Origin of the sequence: Tunturiibacter gelidiferens, assembly GCF_013410115.1 — a bacterium.
Lineage (GTDB): Bacteria > Acidobacteriota > Terriglobia > Terriglobales > Acidobacteriaceae > Edaphobacter > Edaphobacter gelidiferens.
This window is the reverse complement of sequence record NZ_JACCCV010000001.1, coordinates 2,716,643-2,737,669: the sequence shown is the minus strand read 5'-3', so window position 1 is coordinate 2,737,669 and position 21,027 is coordinate 2,716,643. Positions and strand designations below refer to the sequence as shown.

Here is a 21,027-nt window from a genome sequence, read left to right as displayed (position 1 = left end):
GTCCCGCGCAGGGAGCCCGTCCGGCAGGACAAGCAATCAATCCACCGCAACAATCACACTGGAAGCCTTGAACGCGGCACAAATCGGCTCACCCAAATGCAACTCTAAACGATGCACACTCCCATCAGTAATCACGCCCGTCAACTTCTCTCCGCCCGGTAGCCTGATCGAAACCTCATCATTCACGCTGCCCTCATGAATGCTCTCCACCACACCACGCAGAATATTCCGCGTGCTGATCTTCCCCTTATCCAAATCCTTCCCCAGAATGATCCAGCTAGCCTTCACCAGCGCATAAGCCTTCATCCCCTCTTTCAACCCCATGGCATCCACGCTGCCATTCGTAATGATCGCGGCTATCTCATCGCCACCCGCTGTCGCCAGCAAAACCTCGGAGTTCACCGCACCCTTCGTGATCCGGCTGATCGTTCCCGCCAGAGTATTCCGCGCACTTGTCTTCATGTACATTCTCCTCATCACCATCGTACTCAACTGAGAAAGCCCGGCGCACGCAGCCAACTTTCCCAACACCAGGGGTTCCAACAAACACATGCAAAAAGCAAGCCACGCACGAAGTCTCTTCCTCCTCTCTGCTCTGTCCCTCGCAGCATCTCCCGCTATCGCTCAAACCCTCCCCTCCCGCGCCGAGCAGACTATCCTCCAACTGACCAATCAGACTCGAGCCGCTCACAATCTTCCTCCCGTCCACTGGGACAGCGACCTCGCCCACGCCGCCAGAGTCCACGCCCAGCGAGTCGTGCACGAGCAAGGCGAGTTACAGCATCAATATCCAGGCGAGCCCGACATGACCACTCGCGGCGCTCAGGCCGGAGCGCACTTCACCACCATCGCCGAAAACATCGGCCGCGGCCCCGACCCCGCCACCCTCCATCAAACCTGGATGAGCACACCCACCCACCGCGCCAACATCCTCGACCCCAACCTCAACGCACTGGGAGTCGCCGTCATCGCAGACAACGGCCTCTTCACCGCCGTCGAGGAGTTCTCTCACAGCGCTCCCGTCCAGTCTTACGACGGCCTCGAAAGACGCGTATCTCAGACCCTCCAATCCCACGGCATCGCCCCCGCTCCATCCAACGCCGACGCGCGTCAAACCTGCACCATGCCCACCCGCGCAGCAGGCTCTCCCAAGCTCGTCGTACAGTGGGACGGCCCCGATCCCACCCTGCTGCCCGACGCTCTCCTGCGCGCAATCGCCACTGGCCAATACACCTCAGCCGAAGTAGGAGTCTGCGGCAGCAAACAACCCAACCCACAGTTCACCACCTACAACGTAGCCGTCCTACTCTATTAGAGCCGCTGGTGAGTTAGATACCGAACGTCTACCCCAGCTATCGAATCGCGACCAACGGGAGCGCCAACCGAAGGGGTATACAAGTCACGAAGTGACCGCTGCCCGCGCAGGGCGAACTCAAGCTCAAAAGATAATCCGCATCCTCGCATTCAGCAGCACACTCGTATACGCCTTCGCGGCATACATCGGGTGAATCGAAACTTGCATGTCGGGGCCCACCTCAATACTCTTCGTCAGCCGCAGCCGATAAAACGTCTCGAAGAGACTCTCATGCCGTCTCCCCGTATGGTTCGGCTGGATATAGTTGAACGCCGCACCAAACATATCGCCCCTTCGCCCAAACGGACGAACGTTCGTCAGTCCCAGCGTGTCGGTCTGTCTGATCGACGTTCCCGTCTCGGTCGCAAAGCCATACCGTCCAAACGGTGCCCAGCCACTCGAAAACTCACGATCGAAGCCGATCCCTACACCATGTCCGCTTCCCAGATTCTTCGTATCGTCACGCCACACCCCAACGCGCACATTCAGATACCGAGAGCCGGGCGCGCCATCAAACCATCCGAACTCCACACCCTCCAGATACTTCTTGTCCGCGAGCGTCCCAATGCCAGTCTGCTGCGAACCTATCGTATCGATTGCCAGAGCGTGCATGTAAAGATGGTGCGTAATCTGGAGATCAACCGCTCCGCCGCCCGCATAGGTCCCATCGGAAGCAACCGCCAGGTTGCCGTCGTTCTCTCCATTCAAAAACTGCGTTCTCTCATCATTGTTGTAAAAACTCAGGCTGACGTACTGATTCGGATGAATCTTGCCCACATAAAACGACAGCCGCTTGTTCATAAAATCCTGCCGCCAATACAGAATGTTCACGCTGATCGGCCGCTGCGCACCACCACCCTGCAGGCAGTTCAAAAAGATTCCCGACCCCATCTGGTCGCTCAGGTTGAACTGTTGACTCATCCCGATATTCGTACCCGAGCGCACCAGCAGTCCAATCGAACCGGCCGTGCTCTCGTTGTCATACACGACCCAGTTCCCGGTAAAGTCCAGCCGCCCGCTCAACTGGTCATGTCGCGTCGCGGTATCAGGAATCACCGTCGCATACTGATTCAGAAACGTATACGTCGCTCCGAATCTGAGCCGCGCAACGCCTTCCAGCCAACGACTCCCCTTGTCAGCCGCTCTCGTAGCGAAGCCAAGCGGATCGGTCTCCAAAAGAGGATCCGCCGGCACCTTTCCTAAAGCTGCCGAAGCAGAGTCCAGCATCTGCGCAAACTTTGGCAGCGGTCTCACAACAGCCGGTTCCGCCTGAGGCTGATATTGGCTGGTCTCCGACGTCGCTCCCGGCCTCACCGGCTCGGTATTCTGCCCCACAAGAGCAGTGGAAGCTCCCATCAGGACCAACGTAACGGCCTCTCTTACGTGCTTCCTGACGTCCACGCCACTCCTTGCCGAAGTTCCCTTGTCCTGAACTAAACTTGTCCTGAACTAAAACTGATGCGCAATCAACACCGTTGGCGTCATCAATGTTCGTGCTGACAGCGCAACGCCGCCATAGCGTCTTTCCCCCGAAGCGGAAGATTCTGTCAAGCCCCCAAATCTTCAGACACAGCACAAAACCCGCTAACGACGCACCTTTTAGAGCGTTCCCGGTTTGGCGTACTACCCCTCTTCAAACGCGTATCATAGAGGCAGAAGAGATTTCTCAAAAGAACTTGGAACCCAAAGCTTCCTCTCTGGGATAGTCAAGAGGAAAGTCCAGACTTAACCTTCCTCGATGGAAGACTTTAGCACCAAATCAGTACCCCCCGGGTGGTAGTACGAAGACCGTACCGAACGAAGCCGAAGAGGAGTCAGCAAGACGTGACAGCACAAATCGCTCTACCCGCGACCTTCAACGACTTCCTCGGCAACAGCACCGCCATCGAACACCTCCGCACCGCCATCGCCGCCGGCCGTCTCCCCCACTCCCTCATCCTCGCCGGCCCCAGCGGAGCAGGAAAGTACACCCTCGCCCTCATGCTCGCCATGGCCGTCGAGTGCCAGCGCCAGCCCCGCGATCTCTGGTCCAACGGTCAATCACTCGCCAGCTTCTGCGGCGTCTGCCACAACTGCACCCGCATCGCCTCTGCGGCCACCCTCGAAGACGAGATCGACAAAGCCGTAGCCGCCCGTGAAGAGCTCCGCGAGGTCGACAAAAAAGACACCCGCATCCTGGTCCAGCCACACCCAGACGTCCTCATCGTTCCACCAGACCCCCCGCAGCTCCTCATCAAACTCGGCCAGATCCGCACCGTCATCCAGCGCTCCCACTACCTCCCCAACGAGGCCCCGCGCAAGATCTTCATCCTCACCGCCGCAAACATGATGAAGGAAGCCGCCAACTCCCTCCTCAAGGTCCTCGAGGAGCCGCCCGAGACGGTCCACATCATCATCCTCGCCGAGAATCCCGGCGAACTCCTCCCCACCATCCGCTCCCGCTGCGCCACCGTACGCCTCGGTGCGCTTCCAGTCGAAGAGATCGAGATGCTCCTCACCGACCGCCGCCCCGACGTGCCGCCAAAGCAGCGCACCCTCATCGCGCGCCTCGCCCAGGGAGCCGCCGGCAAGGCCCTCGGATTCGACCTCGAGGCCTACACCGCCTCCCGCGCCGACGCACTCCTCTTCCTCCGCAACGCCGCCGCCTCCAGCAGTGGTTCCGCCGAACCCGACCACACCGCCCTCTTCAAGATGACCGAAACCTACCGCGCCGGAGCCGAAGGCCAGCAAAAAACCACAGCCCTCCTCCGCAGCCTCTCCCTCCTCCTCGAAGATCTCCTCCTCCTCGGCGCCGGCACACCAGAACTTCTCCGCAACACCGATCTGCGCCCCGAACTCGACCGCCTAAGCTCCACCCTCAACTTCGCCTGGATCGAATCCGCCTCCCGCGGCCTCGACCAAGTGCAAAGCGGTATGCGCCGCAACCTCCTCCGCAGCCTCTCCCTCGACGCCTTCGCCGGACAACTCGCCGCAAGATGAACCATCCCGTCCCGACCCGAACAACCGAGCGCCTGACCTCGAGCCCACAGGACATCACCCGCGCAGCCGAGATCCTCCGCAACGGCGGCACCGTAGCCTTTCCCACTGAAACCGTATACGGTCTCGGAGCCAACGCACTAGACGCCGCAGCAGTCGAGCGCATCTTCCTCGCCAAAGACCGCCCCCACTGGGACCCCCTCATCGTCCACGTCAGCAACCGCACCATGCTCGACGAAGTAGCCACCGTATCGGCGCAGGCAGAGCTCCTCATCGAAGCCTTCTGGCCCGGCCCCCTCACCCTCCTCCTCCCGCGCACAGAAAAAATCTCAGACGCAGTAACCGCCGGTCGTTCTCTCGTAGGTGTCCGCATGCCGGCCCATCCCCTCGCGCACGCGCTCATCGAAGCCGCAGGCCTTCCCCTCGCCGCCCCCAGCGCCAACCGCTTCGGCCGCATCAGCCCCACCACCGCAGCTCACGTCCTTCAGGATCTCGACCACCGCATCGACGCAGTGCTCGACGGTGGCGCAACCACGGTCGGCGTCGAATCCACCGTTCTCGATCCCAACCAATCCCCGATGATCCTCTACCGTCCCGGAGCCATCACCCCCGCAATGCTCGAACCCATCGCCGGCCCAGTCACCATCTATCAGCCGCCACACCAGACACCCTCCGAACCTCAAAGCCAACCCTCCCCCGGCGTCGGCATCCGCCACTACGCCCCCCGCGCCCGCCTCATCCTGGTCGACAGCGAAGCCGATCTAAAATCACAACTCGCAGCCACCCACGCAACAACCAAGGACCGCATCGGCGTGATGCTCCCTCAAGGGTGGACCATCACAACCACCTCGTTAGAAGTCTTCCCCTGGAACTCCATCGAAGACCCCACGGCCCTCGCTCAAACTCTCTTCGTCGGCCTGCGCGAACTGGACTCCCGCGGCGTAGCCATCATCCTCTGCCCCATGCCCAAACCCGAAGGCCTCGGCCTCGCCATCCGCGACCGCCTGAAAAAAGCCGCAAGAGCAAAGTAGAGTCCTCGTTTTGCACCGCGTCAGCCGTATACTTCATCCATGCAGAACTCTGAGATCGAACTAAAGTTTCCCGTCCCTGATCCAGAAGCTCTCCAGACCCGCCTCTCCCAACTTGGCTTTCATCTCGTCACCCCACGCACCTTCGAGCACAACACCCTCTACGACACTCCCAACCGCGACCTTCGCGCCCGCAAACAGATCCTGCGTCTCCGCAAGTACGGCACTCTCTGCACCGTCACTCACAAGCGTCTCCCCGACCAGCAGGACCCCGTCGACAGCACCCGCTACAAGATTCGCGTCGAGACCGAAACCATCGTGGCCGAATGCGAGGCCATGGCCGAAATCTTCAAGCAGATGGGCTACCTTCCAGCCTTCATCTACGAAAAGTACCGCACCGAGTGGTCGCACTCCGCAGGCCTCGACCCCAACACTCTTGCCCATCTCGTCATCGACGAGACCCCCATCGGCACCTACGCCGAACTCGAGGGCCCCACCGCGTGGATCGACCAGACCCTCGCCGCACTCAACATAGACCCGGCCACCTGCCTCACCGACAGCTACGGCAAGCTCTTCCTCGACTGGAAACAGCGCACCGCCAGCCCCGCCGAACACCTCACCTTCGCCGAAATCACCTCTCCCGTACTCTCCCTCCGCTAAAGCCATTTCCCTGTGGGTGTACAGGTGAGCCAATGCATTCATGGCCGTTTTCTATCAAGGAAAACGGCACTGCGGTAAATCCTCCGCCCCACAGCAACAGGGAAATTGCTAAAGCCTCTCCCGTCTCCGCCGATACAACCTCTGTACCCGGAGGTTTTCCTTGGCAATCCCACTTCGCTATTCGCGCCCCCTTCTTCTTGCCGGAAGCGTTGCCCTCTGCGTTGGCACTGCCTTCGCAGGCGATGTTCACCGCGCAATCGTCTCCCGCACATCCCCGGCCTACCCGGAACTGGCGCGCCGTATGCACGTCGGCGGCAAGGTCATCCTTCTCGTCTCCATCAAAGCTGACGGCACTGTTTCAGGCACCAAGGTAGAGTCAGGCCACGCTCTCCTCGCTCCCGCCGCACAAGACGCCGTCACGCACTGGCGCTTTGCTCCGAACCCGGAGGCCTCCGAATCGGAGATTGAAGTGAACTTCAACATCGACGGACAGTAGACCAAAAACTTCATCGCGACCGAAACCACCGTCGGGATTAATCCTGGCGGTGACACTTAACCCTGAAAATAATCCTCCCTTCAACTTTGCTCCGAGGTCCTCATGCAACTGCAGTCGAAGATGTTCCTGATGACTGGCGCTATCGTCGCCACGACCGTTCTCAGCGCATGTATCGCTCACCGTTACATCGACGAGGCCAACGCTCTCTCGAACATGGTCACGGAGAACCGCATCCCCGTCATCATGTCCAGTCGCGACATCCGCTCCCACTTCACAGACACCGTTCGTCTGCTTGAGTCCTACATGCTCTTCGGCATCGACGCGAACGCTTCGGCTACCTACCGCAACGCCCGGCGCAAAGAGTTCGAGCAGGCCGAGGCCTCGCTGGCCCAACTCCACCAGCAGACCTCGCACTTCGACCTGGGCTCCGATGCCCCGCGGCTCATCGCCCTCGACACCGACCTCGCAGCACTCAAGACCCTCGAAGAGAAGGTCGAAACCCTGAACGAATCGAAGACCCCACAGGGTTCGGCCGCAGCCTACGACACCCTGCAGAACCAGATTCTGCCACTCGAAAACACCCTCTTCTCCAACATCACCGAGATCGCCCAGTCGCAAACCCGCCTCGCCAACGAGGAGCAGGCGCACCTCCGCGAAGCCAATCACTTCACCCTCATCATCCTCTGGCTCGGCACCATCATCGCCTCTCTCATCGGCATCTCGGTATCTGTCTATCTGGCTCGCAAGATCACCTACGCCCTGAACATGGTCATGCACCGTGCCGATGCCATCGCCGCCGGCGACCTCAGCGGACAGCCTCTGGTCCTGGACACCACCGACCAGACCGGCGCCCTCGCCAACGCCGTCCAGAAGATGCAGTCCAATCTAGCCGGCATCATCGGCACCCTCGCTCAGACCGTCTCCACCATCACCGGCAGCGCCGCCACCATGGGCTCGGCCAGCGACCAGATCCATCGCCGCATGGACCAGCAGAGTCAGCAAACCCAGCAGGCCGCCACTGCGATGCAGGAGATGTCCGCCTCCATCGCCGAGGTCTCCCGCCACACGCAGTCCGCCGCCGAAACCGCCCGCAGCGCCGCCGAGACCGCCCGCGAAGGCGGCACCATCGTCAAGCAGGTCCTCGGCAGCATGCACTCCATCGCCACCGCCGTCAGCGACACCTCCGCAACCGTCGGCCTCCTCGGCGACGACTCGCGCCGCATCTCGCAGATCGTCACCGTCATCGATGAGATCGCCCGCAAGACAAACCTCCTCGCCCTCAACGCAGCCATCGAGGCTGCTCGCGCAGGAGATCAGGGCCGCGGATTCGCTGTAGTCGCCGGAGAGGTTCGCCGTCTCGCCGAATCCACCGCGCAGGCCACCGGCGAGATCGCCAGCATGATTCAAGGCATTCAGGACCGCACCCTCACCGCCATCGCCAGCATGGAGAGCGGCACCGGAACGGTTCAGCAGGGTGTCATCACCACCAACCAGGCAGGCGAAGCCCTCGAGCGCATCATCGGCATGGCCGAGCGTGTCGATCGCATGATCGCCCAGATCGCAATAGCCGCCTCCCAGCAGACCGCCGCAGCGGACCAGTCCAGCGCCAGCCTGCACTCCATCCACTCCCTGAGCCACGAAAATCTCACCGAGATGGCCACCACCGCAGCCGGAATCGAATCACTCCGCACCACCGCCGTGACGCTCGAGCAGCAGGTCGAGCGCTTCAGCCTCAGCACAGCACCCGACTCAAGGTTGGTTCGCGTCGGAAACTCCCCCGAGCGTCACGCCACCTTCCAACACGCATAACCAAACCATCACTCTCTAAACAAAGAGGCCCGCGAACAGCGGGCCTCTCCTTTTGAAAGAACCATCGTTAGAAGATCTGGAAATTAACCTCAACGTTCAGCTCAACCAGAACAGGCCTACCGTTCTCCATCGCCGGCTTGAACTTGTACTGTCTCACCGCTTCCATCGCCTTCTCATCCAGACCCATACCGACACCGCGAATCACGTGGACGTGGCTGGGATTTCCATTTGTATCGACCCACAGGTTGACCAGAACATTCCCGGCAACCTTAGCCTTCCGAGCCTCTTCAGAGAACTCCGGCTCAACCGAGAAGATCAGCACCGGAGCCGAAACACCGCCGCCAATCCGCCTCGGTCCACCACCGGTGTTGCCGCCTGACCCCGGCCCAATCCCCGAGCCATTGCCCGACCCGAGTCCCGTGCCACTCCCATTTCCCATCGACATCCCCACCAGCGGCGAGTTCGCCACACCGATCTGAGGAATGCTGGTCGCCATCTTGATGTCTTTCTGCATCTCCACCGTCGGGTCAATCTTGATCTTCGGCTCCACCAGCGGAGGCTTGCTCGGCGGCACAATCTGCGTATCCGCAGCCTTCGGCGGGGTTCCCTTCGTCACCGGGGTAGGCCCACGCTGTCCGCCGCCTCCACCCATCGCCTGAGCCCTGGGCGGAGCCTGCGGCGGAACCGAAAGCTCAGTCACCTGCAGCGTCCTCACAGGAGCGGCAAACTGAACCTTCTTCGCCAGCAGAAACGCGATCAGCAAAATGATCAACCCATAGATCACTACGGCAGACGTAATCGCAATAGGATTCTGCTTCGTCTTCATCCGGTCGACAACAGCGATCGGCTTCGATTCCAGAACCAGCGGCGGAAGCTTTACCGGGAAAAACACATCCCGCACGCTGTTCCAGAGAGAGGCAAAGACGCCCTCTTCCTCGATAATCAGATCGTTCTCGGCCGGCCTCGAATCAAGGTGCAACGGCGTTTCGTCCGACCTGCTGAAAGCATCCCGCAGGTTCGCGAAAAACGAGGACCACATAGACCCGTCGGTCTCTTCGTTCAAATTCGGGGCATTTGCCGGACGCAGTGTCGGGCCTTTTTTTTCCGGATCTATCTGCGGTGGTGGTGTCAATAAACTATTCGCCATAAGCTGCTTCGCCTCGGTGCAGTAAGCCGCAGCCTCCGCACACCACTTCCAAAAATCTCGCCCGCCTCAACCTGCTTCTTTTCATACGTGCCAGATGCCAGGTCAGTTCTCTTCCCGGCTCTGGCTAATATCGCCTGGTCATTAAAACATTCTACAAACATTCACCGACCGGCGCTTGTTCCCTTGGACGCACGCCACCATGCGAATGTCTCCTTGGCATCCTATGTACCACCCCTTCTCGCCGTCTACAATAGAGGTTTGCCACAAACCGCAACTTTGTTATCAGCAACCAAGAGGACCGAATGTCGGAAGCAACCCAGGCAAAACCCGAGCTCAAAGCGCTGAAGTCCACTTTGAACCAGCCCACTCGCGGGAGAGACAACGCATCAGATGCTGCACCTAAAGCGCTGAAGTCGACGCTAAATCTGCCCCAGACGGCCTTCCCCATGAAGGCCAATCTGCCCCAGAACGAGCCCGCCCGCCTCCAAGCGTGGCAGCAAAGTGACTTATACGCCCAGATACGTGCCGCGCGCGCTGGTCATCCCAAGTACATCCTCCACGATGGCCCTCCCTACGCCAACGGAGCGATCCACCTCGGTCACGCCCTCAACAAGTGCATCAAGGACTTCGTCGTCAAAACCAAGACCATGGCCGGCTTCGATGCCCCCTACGTCCCCGGCTGGGACTGCCACGGCCTCCCCATCGAAATCAAAGTCGACGAGCAGCTAGGCCGCAAAAAACTCGAGATGGATCCGATCGCCGTCCGCCGCGCCTGCCGCGAGTACGCACAAAAATACGTCGACCTCCAGCGCAGCCAGTTCGAACGTATCGGCGTCTTCGGCCGTTGGAACGATCCCTACCTCACCATGAGCTTCGGCTACGAGGCCAGCATCGTCGAAACCTTCTACGACTTCTTCGAGAAGAAATTCGTCTACAAAGGTCTCAAACCCGTCTACTGGTGCATCCACGACCGCACCGCGCTAGCCGAAGCCGAAGTCGAGTACGACCAGCACACCTCGCCCAGCGTCTACGTCCGCTACGCCCTCACCAGCGACCCAGCTGTCATCGCCCCGTCGCTCGTTGGAATAAAAGATCTCTACACGATCATCTGGACCACCACACCCTGGACCCTTCCCGCTTCGCAAGCCGTAGCCTTCAACCCGCATCTCGAATACGTCGCTCTCGCATGCGATGGCGGCACGTACATCATCGCCCAGGCGCTCATGTCCTCGGTCATCACCCACTGCCGTCTGATGAGCGCGAAGAACCCCGCCGAGCCAGCGTCGCAGGCCGACATCGTCGCCGTCTTCATCGGCAACCATCTCGAGCACGCCACCTTCCAACACCCATTCCTCGATCGCAGCATCCTCGGCGTCACCGCCGACTACGTAACTGCCGAGCAAGGCACCGGAGCCGTTCACACCTCACCCGCCCACGGCGTAGACGACTTCTACACCGGCCAGCGCTACCACCTCCCCGAGATCCAATACGTCGACAACGCTGGCCGCCAGCGCCACACCGGCACGAACGGCGGAGGTGGAGTTGCCCAACCTTACGAAGACCTCACCGTCTTCAAATCCAACGCACCCATCATCGAGCTCCTCCGCGAGCGCGGCGCACTCCTCAGCGACACCAGCTTCGAGCACTCCTACCCCCACTGCTGGCGCTGCCACAACCCCGTCATCGTCCGCGCCACCGAGCAGTGGTTTATCGGCATGGAAACTCCGATGATCACCGACGAAGGCACCCTCACCACCTTCCGCCAGCGCGCCCTCGACGAGATCAAGCACGTCGTCTGGGATCCCGCCTGGGGCGAAGAGCGAATCTCCAACATGATCGCCACTCGACCCGACTGGTGCATCTCTCGCCAGCGCATCTGGGGCGTTCCCATCGCCGTCTTCCTGTGCGACAAGTGCGGCGAGCCGCTCAACGAACCCTCCGTCAACAAAAGCATCGTCGACCTCTTCAAAAAAGATGGTGCCGACGCCTGGTACGCTCACGAGGCCGCCAGCCTCCTCCCTGCCGGAACCGCCTGCGCAAGCTGCCACCACCAGGAGTTCCGCAAAGAGATGGACATCCTCGACGTCTGGTTTGAATCCGGCTCCAGCTGGCACGCCGTCCTCGACCTCGAACCCGAGCTCCACTCCCCCGCCGACCTCTACACCGAAGGCGGCGACCAGCACCGCGGCTGGTTCCACTCTTCCCTGCTCACCTCGGTCGCCGTCCGCAATCACGCCCCCTACAAGATGGTTGCAACCTCCGGCTGGACCCTCGACGAACAAGGCCGCGCCTTCTCCAAATCCCTCGGCAACGGCGTCGATCCCGTCGACATCGCCAAGCGTCTCGGCGCGGAAGTCATCCGTCTCTGGGTAGCCTCCGTCGACTTCCGCGAAGACGTAGCTGCAAGCGAAAACCTCATGCAGCGCGTCAGCGACAACTATCGCAAGCTGCGCAACACCCTGCGCTTCCTCCTCGGCAACATCCACGACTTCAATCCCGCAACAGATGCCATCGCCTTCGCCAACCTGCAGCCTCTCGACCAGTACATCCTCGCCCGCACCGCCGAGCTCGACGCCAAGATCCGCGCCGCCTACGACAGCTTCGAGTTTCACCGCGCCTACCACGCACTCAACGAGTACGTGAACACCGATCTCAGCGCGCTCTACCTCGACGTCCTCAAGGACCGCCTCTACACCTTCGCGCCCAACCACCCCGGACGCCGCAGCGCACAAACCGCTCTCTGGCGCATCGCCGAGACTCTCACCCGCCTCATCGCACCCATCCTCAGCTTCACCGCAGACGAGGTCTGGGCATTGTTGCCCAAAGTAGAAAACCGCGAGTCCAGTGTTCATCTCGCCCTCTTCCCCGCGATGTCTGAGATCATCCCTGGCAGCACCCGCAAACTAGAAGAAGACTTCGACCATCTCCTCACCCTCCGCGACGAAGTCCTCAAGGTCCTCGAAGAGGAACGCACCGCGAAGACCATCAGCAACAAACCCTCCGAGACCCAGATCGTCCTCGGCTGGCTCAACAGCGTCGCCGAGCGGCCCAACCCAGTCTTCGAGCAGTACAAATCCATCCTCCCCGAGCTCTTCGGCGTAGCGCAGGTCCAAATCTCGAACGCCATCGTCACCGAAGGCAACGTAGAAAAAGGAGCCTTCTACGTTCAGGCCAAACCAGCCGCAGGCTCGAAGTGCGAACGCTGCTGGCGCTTCACCGAAGATGTGGGCCATCAACCCAACTACCCGACCGTCTGCCTTCGCTGCGCCGAAGCCCTCGAAGCCATCCACTACCAGCCCTACGAAGCATCGCCAAGCAACGCCACGGAGCAGCAAGCCTGATGTCCTCAACGAACAAGACGACCTACGAAACAACAACCCCGGCCATCGAGACGAGCCGACGCGATCAGCGCGGCCTCACGCTCCTCATCGCCGCTGCGGTCGTCCTCCTCGACCGCATCACCAAGCGCATCGTCGTCCAGCAACTCCCCGACGGTCAGGCCCACACCGTCATCCCGGGCATCTTCCGCATCACCGACGTCCACAATACGGGCGCGGCCTTCAGTATGTTTGCCGAATCCGCCTCCCCCTCCACCGTCCGCAACATCCTCATCGCATTCTCCGTCATCGCCGCCATCGTCCTCATCGGAATGCTCTGGCGAGCGGGACGCATCCTCACGCTCAGCTCCGTCGCCCTCGCACTCATCCTCGGCGGAGCTGTCGGCAACCTCTACGATCGCATCCGTTACAGCTACGTCGTCGACTTCCTCGAAGTCCACATCGGCAGTTATCACTGGCCCGACTTCAACGTAGCCGACAGCTGCATCGTCATCGGCGCATGTCTTCTCCTCATCGAAATCTTCCGCCCACAACCATCAGACAACTGAGACCTGCAAACTGAAAACCCTCTCCATGAATGACCAGATCACAATCCGCGGCGCACGAACCCACAACCTCAAGGGCATCGACGTCGACATTCCGCACAACGCCCTCACCGTCGTCAGCGGCGTCAGCGGCTCCGGCAAATCCTCCCTCGCCTTCGACACCGTCTACGCCGAAGGCCAGCGCCGCTACGTCGAATCGCTCTCTGCCTACGCTCGCCAGTTCCTCGAGCGGATCGAAAAACCCGACGTCGACCACATGGACGGCCTCGCCCCCGCCATCGCCATCAAGCAAAAAAACCAGACCCGCAACCCACGCTCCACCGTCGCCACCGCAACGGAAATCTACGACTACCTCCGACTCCTCTACGCCCGCTGCGGCACCGTCACCTGCCTCCACTGCGGCGGCATCGTCAAACACGACACCGTAGACGAAATCGTCACCACCCTCTTCGCTCTCCCCGAAGGCACCCGCACCTACGTCCTCTTCCCCATCGTCCGCGCCGAGGTCAAACTCGAGCCCATGCAGATTGCAACCCCGGAGCCAGAAGCCGAAGTCCCCAAACCAAAGAAGACCGCAACAAAAAAATCTTCAAAAAACACAAAATCCGCAGCACCCGAGACCCTCACTCTCACCGACAGCCTCAAAGAGCGCCTCACCGAACTCCGTCGCCGCGGCTACAACCGCCTCTACCAGTCCGGCAAAATAGTAGAGTTCTCCACCCCCGAATCCCTCCTCGAACTCGACTTCACCCAACCCATCTTCGCTCTCATCGATCGCCTCTCCATCAGCCCCGACAGTCGCGCCCGCATCGTAGACGCCATCGAGACCGGCTACCGCGAATCCGGCGAAGTCCAGTTCCACACCGTTCCTTCCCCTACAGCCGTCATCTCGACCGAACCCCGAGCGGAGTCGAGGGGGAGTGGAGAGACCCCCGCATTTTCGCTGAGCACCTCACCCAACCTCCGTTTCTCCGCCGCGTTCGAATGCACCACCTGCCACCGCGCCTATCGCGAGCCCGAGCCGCGCCTCTTCTCCTTCAACAATCCCTACGGCGCCTGCCCCCGCTGCCAGGGCTTCGGCAACACCATCGACTTCGACCCCAACCTCATCATCCCCGACAAATCCAAGACCCTCGACGAAGGCGCCATCGCCCCCTGGACCACCACCAAATATCGCCCGCACCACGGCGAGATGAAGCGCGCTGCCAAAGCCGCCGGCATCCTCACCGACGTCCCCTGGTACGACCTCACTCCCGCCCAGCAAGCCTTCATCGAAGACGGCAACAGCACCTTCCCCGGCATTCGCGGCTTCTTCGCCACCCTCGAACGCAAAAAATACAAGCTCCACGTCCGCGTCTTCCTCTCCAAATATCGCGGCTACGCCCTCTGCCCCGACTGCCGCGGCCAACGCCTCCGCGCCGAAGCCCGCGCCGTCCTCATCGCGCCTCAAAATGGTCCAGCCCAGAACATCTGCGAGACCTCCGCCCTCACCATCACCGGCGCCCAGCAGTTCTTCGATAATTTGCAACTCACACCGGCACAATTAGAAGTTGCCGGCAAGATCCTCGAAGAGGTCCGGCAGCGCGTTCACTTCCTCCATCAGGTCGGCCTCGACTACCTCACCCTCGACCGCCTAAGCTCCACCCTCTCCGGCGGCGAAGCACAGCGCATTCAACTCGCAACCTCGCTAGGCTCCCGCCTAGTCGGAGCCCTCTACGTCCTCGACGAGCCCAGCATCGGCCTCCACACCCGCGACACCGCCAAGCTCATCGGCATCATGAAAGACCTCCGCGACCTCGGCAACACCATCCTCGTCGTCGAGCACGACCCTGACGTCATCCGCGCCGCCGACCACCTCCTCGACCTCGGCCCCGGAGCCGGCGAACTAGGCGGCCAACTCCTCGCCTCCGGCACCGTAGCCGAAGTCACTGCAAACCCAAACTCCATCACCGGAAAATACCTCTCCGGCCGCCTCACCATCCCCGTGCCCAAACACCGCCGCGAACCCGGCCGCGAGCACCTCAAACTCACCGGGGCCCGCATCCACAACCTCCGCGGAGCCGACATCGACATCCCCCTCGGCCTGCTCTGCTGTGTCACCGGCGTCAGCGGCTCCGGCAAATCCACCATCGTTCACCAGGTTCTCTACCGTGCTCTCATGCAGGCTCTCGGCCAAACCGAAGGCGCCGACCCAGCCCACCTCTATCGCGAACTCTCCGGAACCCAACACCTCAACGACGTCATCCTCGTCGACCAGTCCCCCATCGGTCGCACCCCGCGATCCAATCCAGTTACATATATCAAAGCTTTCGACGACATTCGCGCCCTCTTCGCCGCGCAGCCCGACGCCAAGCGCAAAGGCTTCGGCCCGGGCCACTTCTCCTTCAACGTCCCCGGCGGCCGCTGCGACGTCTGCGAAGGCGATGGCACCGTCACCGTCGAGATGCAGTTCCTCGCCGACATCGAACTCCCCTGCGAAGAATGCAATGGCACACGTTACAAATCCACCATCCTCGACATCCGCTACAAGGGCAAGAACATCAACGACGTCCTCAACATGACCGTCAAGGAAGCTCTCGTCTACTTTGCCGGCCACCCGAAGATCGTCGACAAACTCTACGTTCTCGACGAAGTCGGCTTAGGCTACGTGCGTCTCGGCCAATCCGCCACCACCCTCTCAGGCGGCGAAGCCCAGCGCGTCAAGCTAGCCTCGCACCTCGCCACCGCTCGCTCCATCACCAATCGCAGCGTCAACGATACCGCCGCCAAAGCACGCAGCCGCACCCTCTACATCCTCGACGAGCCAACCACCGGCCTCCACTTCGACGACGTAGCCAAACTCCTCGCCGCCTTCCGAAAACTCATCGAAGGCGGAGGCTCCCTCCTCGTCATCGAGCACAACCTCGACGTAATCAAGTCTGCCGATTGGGTCATCGACATGGGCCCCGAGGGCGGCAGCGGAGGCGGCCAGATCGTCGCCGTAGGCACCCCGGAAGAGATCGCAGCCAACCCCGCCTCCCACACCGGCCACTGGCTGGCCCACGTCCTCAACCTCGCCGCCCCGAAGGCCGAACCAGAACTCCAGACCACCGCGTAGCTCACAGCATCCCTCGCTTGCTCTTTCGCGTTCCATCGGTCTAGTATCAGATTCCTCTCCTCCCCAGGCTCCGGGCCACGCACCTCAGAAAACCCAGGGGGATATTATGGGTCCGTCCTGTCCGAACCGACGTCGTCATAGCCTTCGAGTAGTCACAGCAACCTTATTTGGCTTGTGCGTTCTCTCTGTCGCCGTTGCTCAAACCAACGACCCACTCCTTCCCGGCGTCATCTACGTCTGCAGCGGCGAGCGAATGTTCATTGAAAACTGCAACATCCGCGACACCTCCGACAACGCAACCTGCATGGTCGGCCATCCCGATCACGTCCTCGCAAACGGCATCATGCAATACACCTACGTCACCAAGGGAGCGCTGAAGAAGCTCTTCCCCACCTGCACCCAGCCTTCCGCCAAACAGGCCGCCGCGGCCCAGGCCTTCCAGAAGCGCCAGCAGGACACCTACAACGCCAACGCCCAGAAGGCCAACGACCAGCTCAACGCCATCCAGCAACAACAAGCCCAGTCCGGCGGCGGCTACGGTCAACCCGCTCCCCCCAAAAACGCCGAAGAACGCGCCATGCGCCGCTGCGTCTCCTCCGGCAGACTTCCCGCCACCTGCACCGGCAACTCACTCCTCGGAGCCTTCGGCCAGATGCTCTCCCAGGTCCTCCCCGGCGCCAACAAAGAGCCCACCCCCGGCCCCGACATGGCAGGAGTCTTCGAAGGCCCCGGCCACTGGCGTCTCGACTTCATCGACGGCGGCGTCCTCGTCAACTGTTCCTTCCTCTCACCCAATCAAGAGGCCTACTCCCTCGACTTCAAAGGCGGCCACGCTGTCCTCACCATCAACACCAGGCCCAGGCCCCTCGTCCTCACCCTCCACGGTACTGAAACCATCACCGGGCCGCCCGGCCCCGTCACCATCGACGGCGTCGTCGCCGGCGGCTACACCCCGGGTAGCTCCTCCCCCGGCCACACCGAAACCTCCCAGACCACCACCCACGAAATCGTCGATAAGAGCCAGACCGGCAACTACGGCCAATCCCAGCTCACCTACCAGGGCAACAACCAATACGACGCCGCCACCACTCACACCAGCAGCACCTACGTCGCAGGCGCATCCACCCCCGGCTACACCAACTTCGTCCCCAAGCGCGCCACCTGCCCCGCCATCAACCTCTCCTCCAAGGGCGCCGGCACAGGCATCCAGACGATGCAAACCGATCTCCTCAAGACCGCGTTCGGCGGCGAAAAAGGCCCACCCACCCCTCCCGGAATCCGCATGCACGGCATCTTCGCCGCCTCCACCGGCTTCAGTGTTCAGTTCTTCCCAGAGTCCGCCATCCTCGGCTGCGGCCCCGATGCCGCCCGCGCCTATCCCTACACCGTCGAGCCCGGCGCAACCGGCGTAGCCATCAAGATCGCCGCACCCGATCACCCCCTCGCCCTCACCATCAAGCCCGACGGCTCACTCGACCCCGGCGACACCAACCCCTACCAGGTCCACGGACGCATCGTCACCGGCCAGGACAACAACGACAACTTCACCTTCGCCCCGCTCGAACAGAGCTGCAACCTCGCCACCCTCACCCCCAGCAAGACCATCCCCTCCTCGGGCGGCGGCGCTACAACAATGCTCGCATCGGCTGGAAATCCGACAGCATCCGCCGGAAATCCAGCCGCAACCCCATCCAACAGCGGCGGCGCTCTCTCCTCCTCTGCCGCGCCCCTCGGCAACGCCACTCTGTCCATCGTCTCCGGACTCCCCCCGCAACCCGACGTTCCCAACCCTCTCGCCGGACATCCCTACACCCTTCTGCGCAACAGCGTCGCCGACATACTCGCCAAGCAAGGCATCGCAGTTCCCCAGGGTTCGAACCCTTATAAAGTTCTCGGCATCGCCTGCGGAAATCACACCCCCGACTGCCAGAAGATTCTAGATGCGGTCAAGGCAAACGCCGCCTCCGCCATCCGCGCCGACGCCAACGGCAGCGGAACCTTCCCCGGCGTCTCTCCCGGAACCTACTATCTGATGATCTCAGCCCGCTACAACAACCAGGCCCTCGTCTGGGATCACCCGATACAACTAAAGCCCGGGCCAAACACACTCTCGCTGGATCAGCGCAACGCGACTCCGATCAATTGAGCAAACCAGACCTGCGCAGGATCATCCCTGCTCAGCAATCAGACAGCTGTTATCGTAGAGCCGATGAAAAAAAAGAGCGCAGCGACCGCCAACGCCATTCAGCAGGCCGAACTCATTCTGAAGCTCTATGAGCTCCGGCGGGAGACGGTCATGCGCGAAGCCCGCTCCTACGTCGGCGGCGATTTTCTACCCAGCGAATTGATCCAGATCGTCAGTGCAGGTAACAGGCAGAGCAGCTTCGTTCTTCAAGTCTACGGATACTGGGAGATGGTCGCCGCCTTTGTAACAAGCGGTGCCCTCGACGCCGAATTGCTCTACAACACCTGCCCCGAGATGTACTTCCAATACGCCAAAATTCAGCCCTATCTGGCGCAGTTTCGCGAAGCGATGAACCTGCCCGAGTTCCTGATAAACGTTGAACATCTCATAGAAGGATCGAGGCCAGGCCGCAAGCGTCTCGAAGCGATGCAGAAGAATCTTGCAGCCATCGCCGACACGAAGCCATCCTCCATCAAAGCAACGCGCAAAGAAATAGCTCCAACCCCAAAAAGCACGGTCCAACAACGAAGAACCCTTCCTGAGAACACCAGCAGCAACCTCTAGGCCGAGGCATTAGTAGTTATTGCAAGTAGCCTTTACTAGAGCGCCCCGGAGAAACTTCCGAGTGCCCGTAATCCGCCCGGAACTTGGAGGATTGAACGGGCCTCGTAAGGCCTGGAGTGCTCGATGAGTGACTCGGCGATAATGCACTCATTGACACCCTGTGGAAGATCGAAGGATCGAACTTGAGCTTTACTTCTTGGGCCGCGACTCCGGCGGCACGAGCCCTGCGAGGCGGTAGTACACAACGAGCTGGCCGTAGTGTTCTCCGCTATGCTCGATGATGCCGTATGCAATGTCGATAACGCGCGCTTTCTGCTGAGGGTAATAAACAACCTCCGTCATCAGGCCTTTTTCGCCTTTCGACTGGATGGCGGTTCCGCCATCGGCGAAGGCTTTCTTGACGAACGCAACGATGTCGGCCTTGGACTTGTATTGGTCGCGCTTCGGATCTTCTGCCGCGGGAGGCTTCTGCCCCATCACAGGATTCGTGAAGTAGTAGCATGAGCCCGCCGCGTGCAGCAACTGCTCGGCGAAACTCCGCTGCTCAGGTGTCGGCTTGAAGTCATATTTGTCCTCGGGAAAATCTTCAGCCATCGCCGTCAGCTTGCGGCCAATCTCATTCCAGGAATCGAGCACGACTTTCGATTCCGGATCGGCAGGTTTGACGGCTGCATCTTTCTTCATCGTGTCCTGGGCATGGGCGGCAAATGCGAATGCCAGCAGGACGATAGCGAGAAACGGTGTTCTTTTCATTTCTTCCTCCACGATTGAGTTTCGCGAATCAAAGCTTCAGTTTCTTATTTCGCCTGCGCCAGCTCCGCAACAACTGCGGCAACTTTTTCGAGTATCTCGTTCCAGCCCTCGAGTTGCCCGCTATTCTTTGCGCTCTCCATGGGTTCATTTCCAATGTGGGTGAGTCTCGTCCTGCCGTTTCCGAGATCCTCAAAGAGGGTCACGTCGTACGCACCGTCTATGGCCTCATTTTCAAGTCCTAATTCCGCAGGGTCAATCTTGTTTCCCTTCGAGTCGGAAAAGTACATGAGGGAAACGATCTTCTCGTAGGGAACAATCTCGTGGTATTCAACCGCATTCCAGCCCTCCTGCCCATCCGGCGCTCTCATGCAGCAGAGAAGCTTTCCTCCAACGCGAAAATCCATCTTGCAAACAGGCGAAGTAAAACCCTTCGGTCCCCACCACTGCATGATGTACTTCGGGTCTGTCCACGCCTTCCAAACCAACTCGCGTGGGGCATCAAAAACTCTTGTGACAACCATCCGCTCAACTTCGTTAACCGTGTTTTTTGTCATCTCTGACCTCCTCTTTCTTCATTTGATTTACAACTGCTTCCAGCTTGTCGAAACTCTCTTCCCAGAACCGGCGATAGCTGATCGCCCAGTCGCTGACTGTTTTAATCGCCTCGGGCCTAAGCGTGCATACGCTCTCCCGTCCACGCTTGGTCTTGATCACAATCCGCGCCCGCACCAGGTACGCAATATGTTTTGAAATCATCTGCTGCGAGAGCGCAAACGGTTCCGTCAATCCATGCACTGAGGCAGGCCCACGCGAGAGCCGTTCAATCATCGCCCGCCGCGTCGGATCAGACAAAGCTGCAAATGTCGTACCTAACCTATCCACAACCATATGGTAGTGGATTTCCGTTGAATGTCAATTGGTATTGTCGCGAGTCGGATTTCCATTCCCTGGTCTCTGAACCCTTAGACCGACGCTTGATAGATCGCCCATTTACTCACTGAACAAGACGGCTAGCCGTAAGTCGGCCAGTGTCCGGCGACCTTTCCCAGGCGTGATCCTCGGTTGACGCCAACAG

At 60.6% G+C, this 21,027-nt stretch carries 17 protein-coding genes; 11 read left to right on the top strand and 6 right to left on the bottom strand.

The window, feature by feature from the left end:
- Positions 1 to 36: 36 nt before the first annotated feature.
- The gene (locus HDF12_RS11500; protein ID WP_179582987.1) at positions 37 to 462 is read right to left on the bottom strand and encodes a TOBE domain-containing protein; all 426 of its coding nucleotides are present in this window, start codon (positions 460 to 462) and stop codon (positions 37 to 39) included.
- An 88-nt stretch (positions 463 to 550) separates the two neighbouring features.
- Here HDF12_RS11500 and HDF12_RS11495 point away from each other — a divergent pair, with 88 nt between their 5' ends.
- Entirely contained in the window at positions 551 to 1,315 is a 765-nt protein-coding gene (locus tag HDF12_RS11495; RefSeq protein ID WP_179582985.1) for a CAP domain-containing protein, read from the top strand.
- Positions 1,316 to 1,438: 123 nt separating this feature from the next.
- On the opposite strand, the gene HDF12_RS11490 is transcribed toward HDF12_RS11495, so the two are convergent.
- Positions 1,439 to 2,755: a carbohydrate porin gene (locus tag HDF12_RS11490; RefSeq protein ID WP_373563896.1), complete on the bottom strand. Its 1,317-nt coding sequence runs from the start codon at positions 2,753 to 2,755 to the stop codon at positions 1,439 to 1,441.
- Positions 2,756 to 3,178: 423 nt separating this feature from the next.
- On the opposite strand from HDF12_RS11490, the gene HDF12_RS11485 reads away from it, so the two are divergent.
- From HDF12_RS11485 to HDF12_RS11465, 5 genes are all read left to right on the top strand, one after another.
- The gene (locus tag HDF12_RS11485) at positions 3,179 to 4,333 is read left to right on the top strand and encodes a DNA polymerase III subunit (RefSeq protein ID WP_348641539.1); all 1,155 of its coding nucleotides are present in this window, start codon (positions 3,179 to 3,181) and stop codon (positions 4,331 to 4,333) included.
- The gene (locus HDF12_RS11480; protein ID WP_179582984.1) at positions 4,330 to 5,361 is read left to right on the top strand and encodes an L-threonylcarbamoyladenylate synthase; all 1,032 of its coding nucleotides are present in this window, start codon (positions 4,330 to 4,332) and stop codon (positions 5,359 to 5,361) included. The genes HDF12_RS11485 and HDF12_RS11480 overlap by 4 nt, the downstream gene beginning before the upstream one ends.
- Positions 5,362 to 5,400: 39 nt before the next feature.
- The gene (locus HDF12_RS11475) at positions 5,401 to 6,018 is read left to right on the top strand and encodes a class IV adenylate cyclase (RefSeq protein ID WP_179582983.1); all 618 of its coding nucleotides are present in this window, start codon (positions 5,401 to 5,403) and stop codon (positions 6,016 to 6,018) included.
- A 160-nt stretch (positions 6,019 to 6,178) separates the two neighbouring features.
- Positions 6,179 to 6,514 (top strand): energy transducer TonB, encoded by a 336-nt coding sequence (locus tag HDF12_RS11470; RefSeq protein ID WP_179582982.1) that lies wholly within the window; start codon positions 6,179 to 6,181, stop codon positions 6,512 to 6,514.
- Positions 6,515 to 6,616: 102 nt separating this feature from the next.
- Positions 6,617 to 8,323, top strand: coding sequence for a methyl-accepting chemotaxis protein (locus HDF12_RS11465; protein ID WP_179582981.1), 1,707 nt, complete (start codon positions 6,617 to 6,619; stop codon positions 8,321 to 8,323).
- 67 nt (positions 8,324 to 8,390) lie between these two features.
- On the opposite strand, the gene HDF12_RS11460 is transcribed toward HDF12_RS11465, so the two are convergent.
- Entirely contained in the window at positions 8,391 to 9,362 is a 972-nt protein-coding gene (locus HDF12_RS11460; RefSeq protein ID WP_246373450.1) for an energy transducer TonB, read from the bottom strand.
- A 554-nt stretch (positions 9,363 to 9,916) separates the two neighbouring features.
- Here HDF12_RS11460 and ileS point away from each other — a divergent pair.
- From ileS to HDF12_RS11435, 5 genes are all read left to right on the top strand, one after another.
- A complete protein-coding gene (gene ileS, locus HDF12_RS11455) occupies positions 9,917 to 12,811 on the top strand; it encodes an isoleucine--tRNA ligase (RefSeq protein ID WP_257025618.1) in 2,895 nt (964 codons plus the stop codon).
- Positions 12,811 to 13,356 (top strand): signal peptidase II, encoded by a 546-nt coding sequence (lspA, locus tag HDF12_RS11450; protein WP_179582977.1) that lies wholly within the window; start codon positions 12,811 to 12,813, stop codon positions 13,354 to 13,356. Before ileS ends, lspA begins: the two co-directional genes overlap by 1 nt.
- A gap of 25 nt (positions 13,357 to 13,381) precedes the next feature.
- Positions 13,382 to 16,450, top strand: a complete 3,069-nt coding sequence (gene uvrA / locus HDF12_RS11445; RefSeq protein ID WP_179582976.1) for an excinuclease ABC subunit UvrA — start codon at positions 13,382 to 13,384, stop codon at positions 16,448 to 16,450.
- Between the two features lie 106 nt (positions 16,451 to 16,556).
- Positions 16,557 to 18,596, top strand: a complete 2,040-nt coding sequence (locus HDF12_RS11440) for a hypothetical protein (protein WP_179582975.1) — start codon at positions 16,557 to 16,559, stop codon at positions 18,594 to 18,596.
- 63 nt (positions 18,597 to 18,659) lie between these two features.
- Positions 18,660 to 19,199 carry a DUF4760 domain-containing protein gene (locus tag HDF12_RS11435; protein ID WP_179582974.1) on the top strand — a complete coding sequence of 180 codons (540 nt, stop codon included), beginning with the start codon at positions 18,660 to 18,662 and terminating at the stop codon, positions 19,197 to 19,199.
- A 189-nt stretch (positions 19,200 to 19,388) separates the two neighbouring features.
- Here HDF12_RS11435 and HDF12_RS11430 read toward each other — a convergent pair whose 3' ends face one another.
- The 3 genes from HDF12_RS11430 to HDF12_RS11420 are packed head-to-tail and all read right to left on the bottom strand — an operon-like array spanning position 19,389 to position 20,780.
- The gene (locus tag HDF12_RS11430; protein WP_179582973.1) at positions 19,389 to 19,952 is read right to left on the bottom strand and encodes a DinB family protein; all 564 of its coding nucleotides are present in this window, start codon (positions 19,950 to 19,952) and stop codon (positions 19,389 to 19,391) included.
- 44 nt (positions 19,953 to 19,996) lie between these two features.
- Positions 19,997 to 20,506, bottom strand: coding sequence for an SRPBCC family protein (locus tag HDF12_RS11425; RefSeq protein ID WP_179582972.1), 510 nt, complete (start codon positions 20,504 to 20,506; stop codon positions 19,997 to 19,999).
- Positions 20,487 to 20,780: an ArsR/SmtB family transcription factor gene (locus HDF12_RS11420; RefSeq protein WP_257025515.1), complete on the bottom strand. Its 294-nt coding sequence runs from the start codon at positions 20,778 to 20,780 to the stop codon at positions 20,487 to 20,489. Before HDF12_RS11420 ends, HDF12_RS11425 begins: the two co-directional genes overlap by 20 nt.
- Positions 20,781 to 21,027 lie beyond the last annotated feature (247 nt).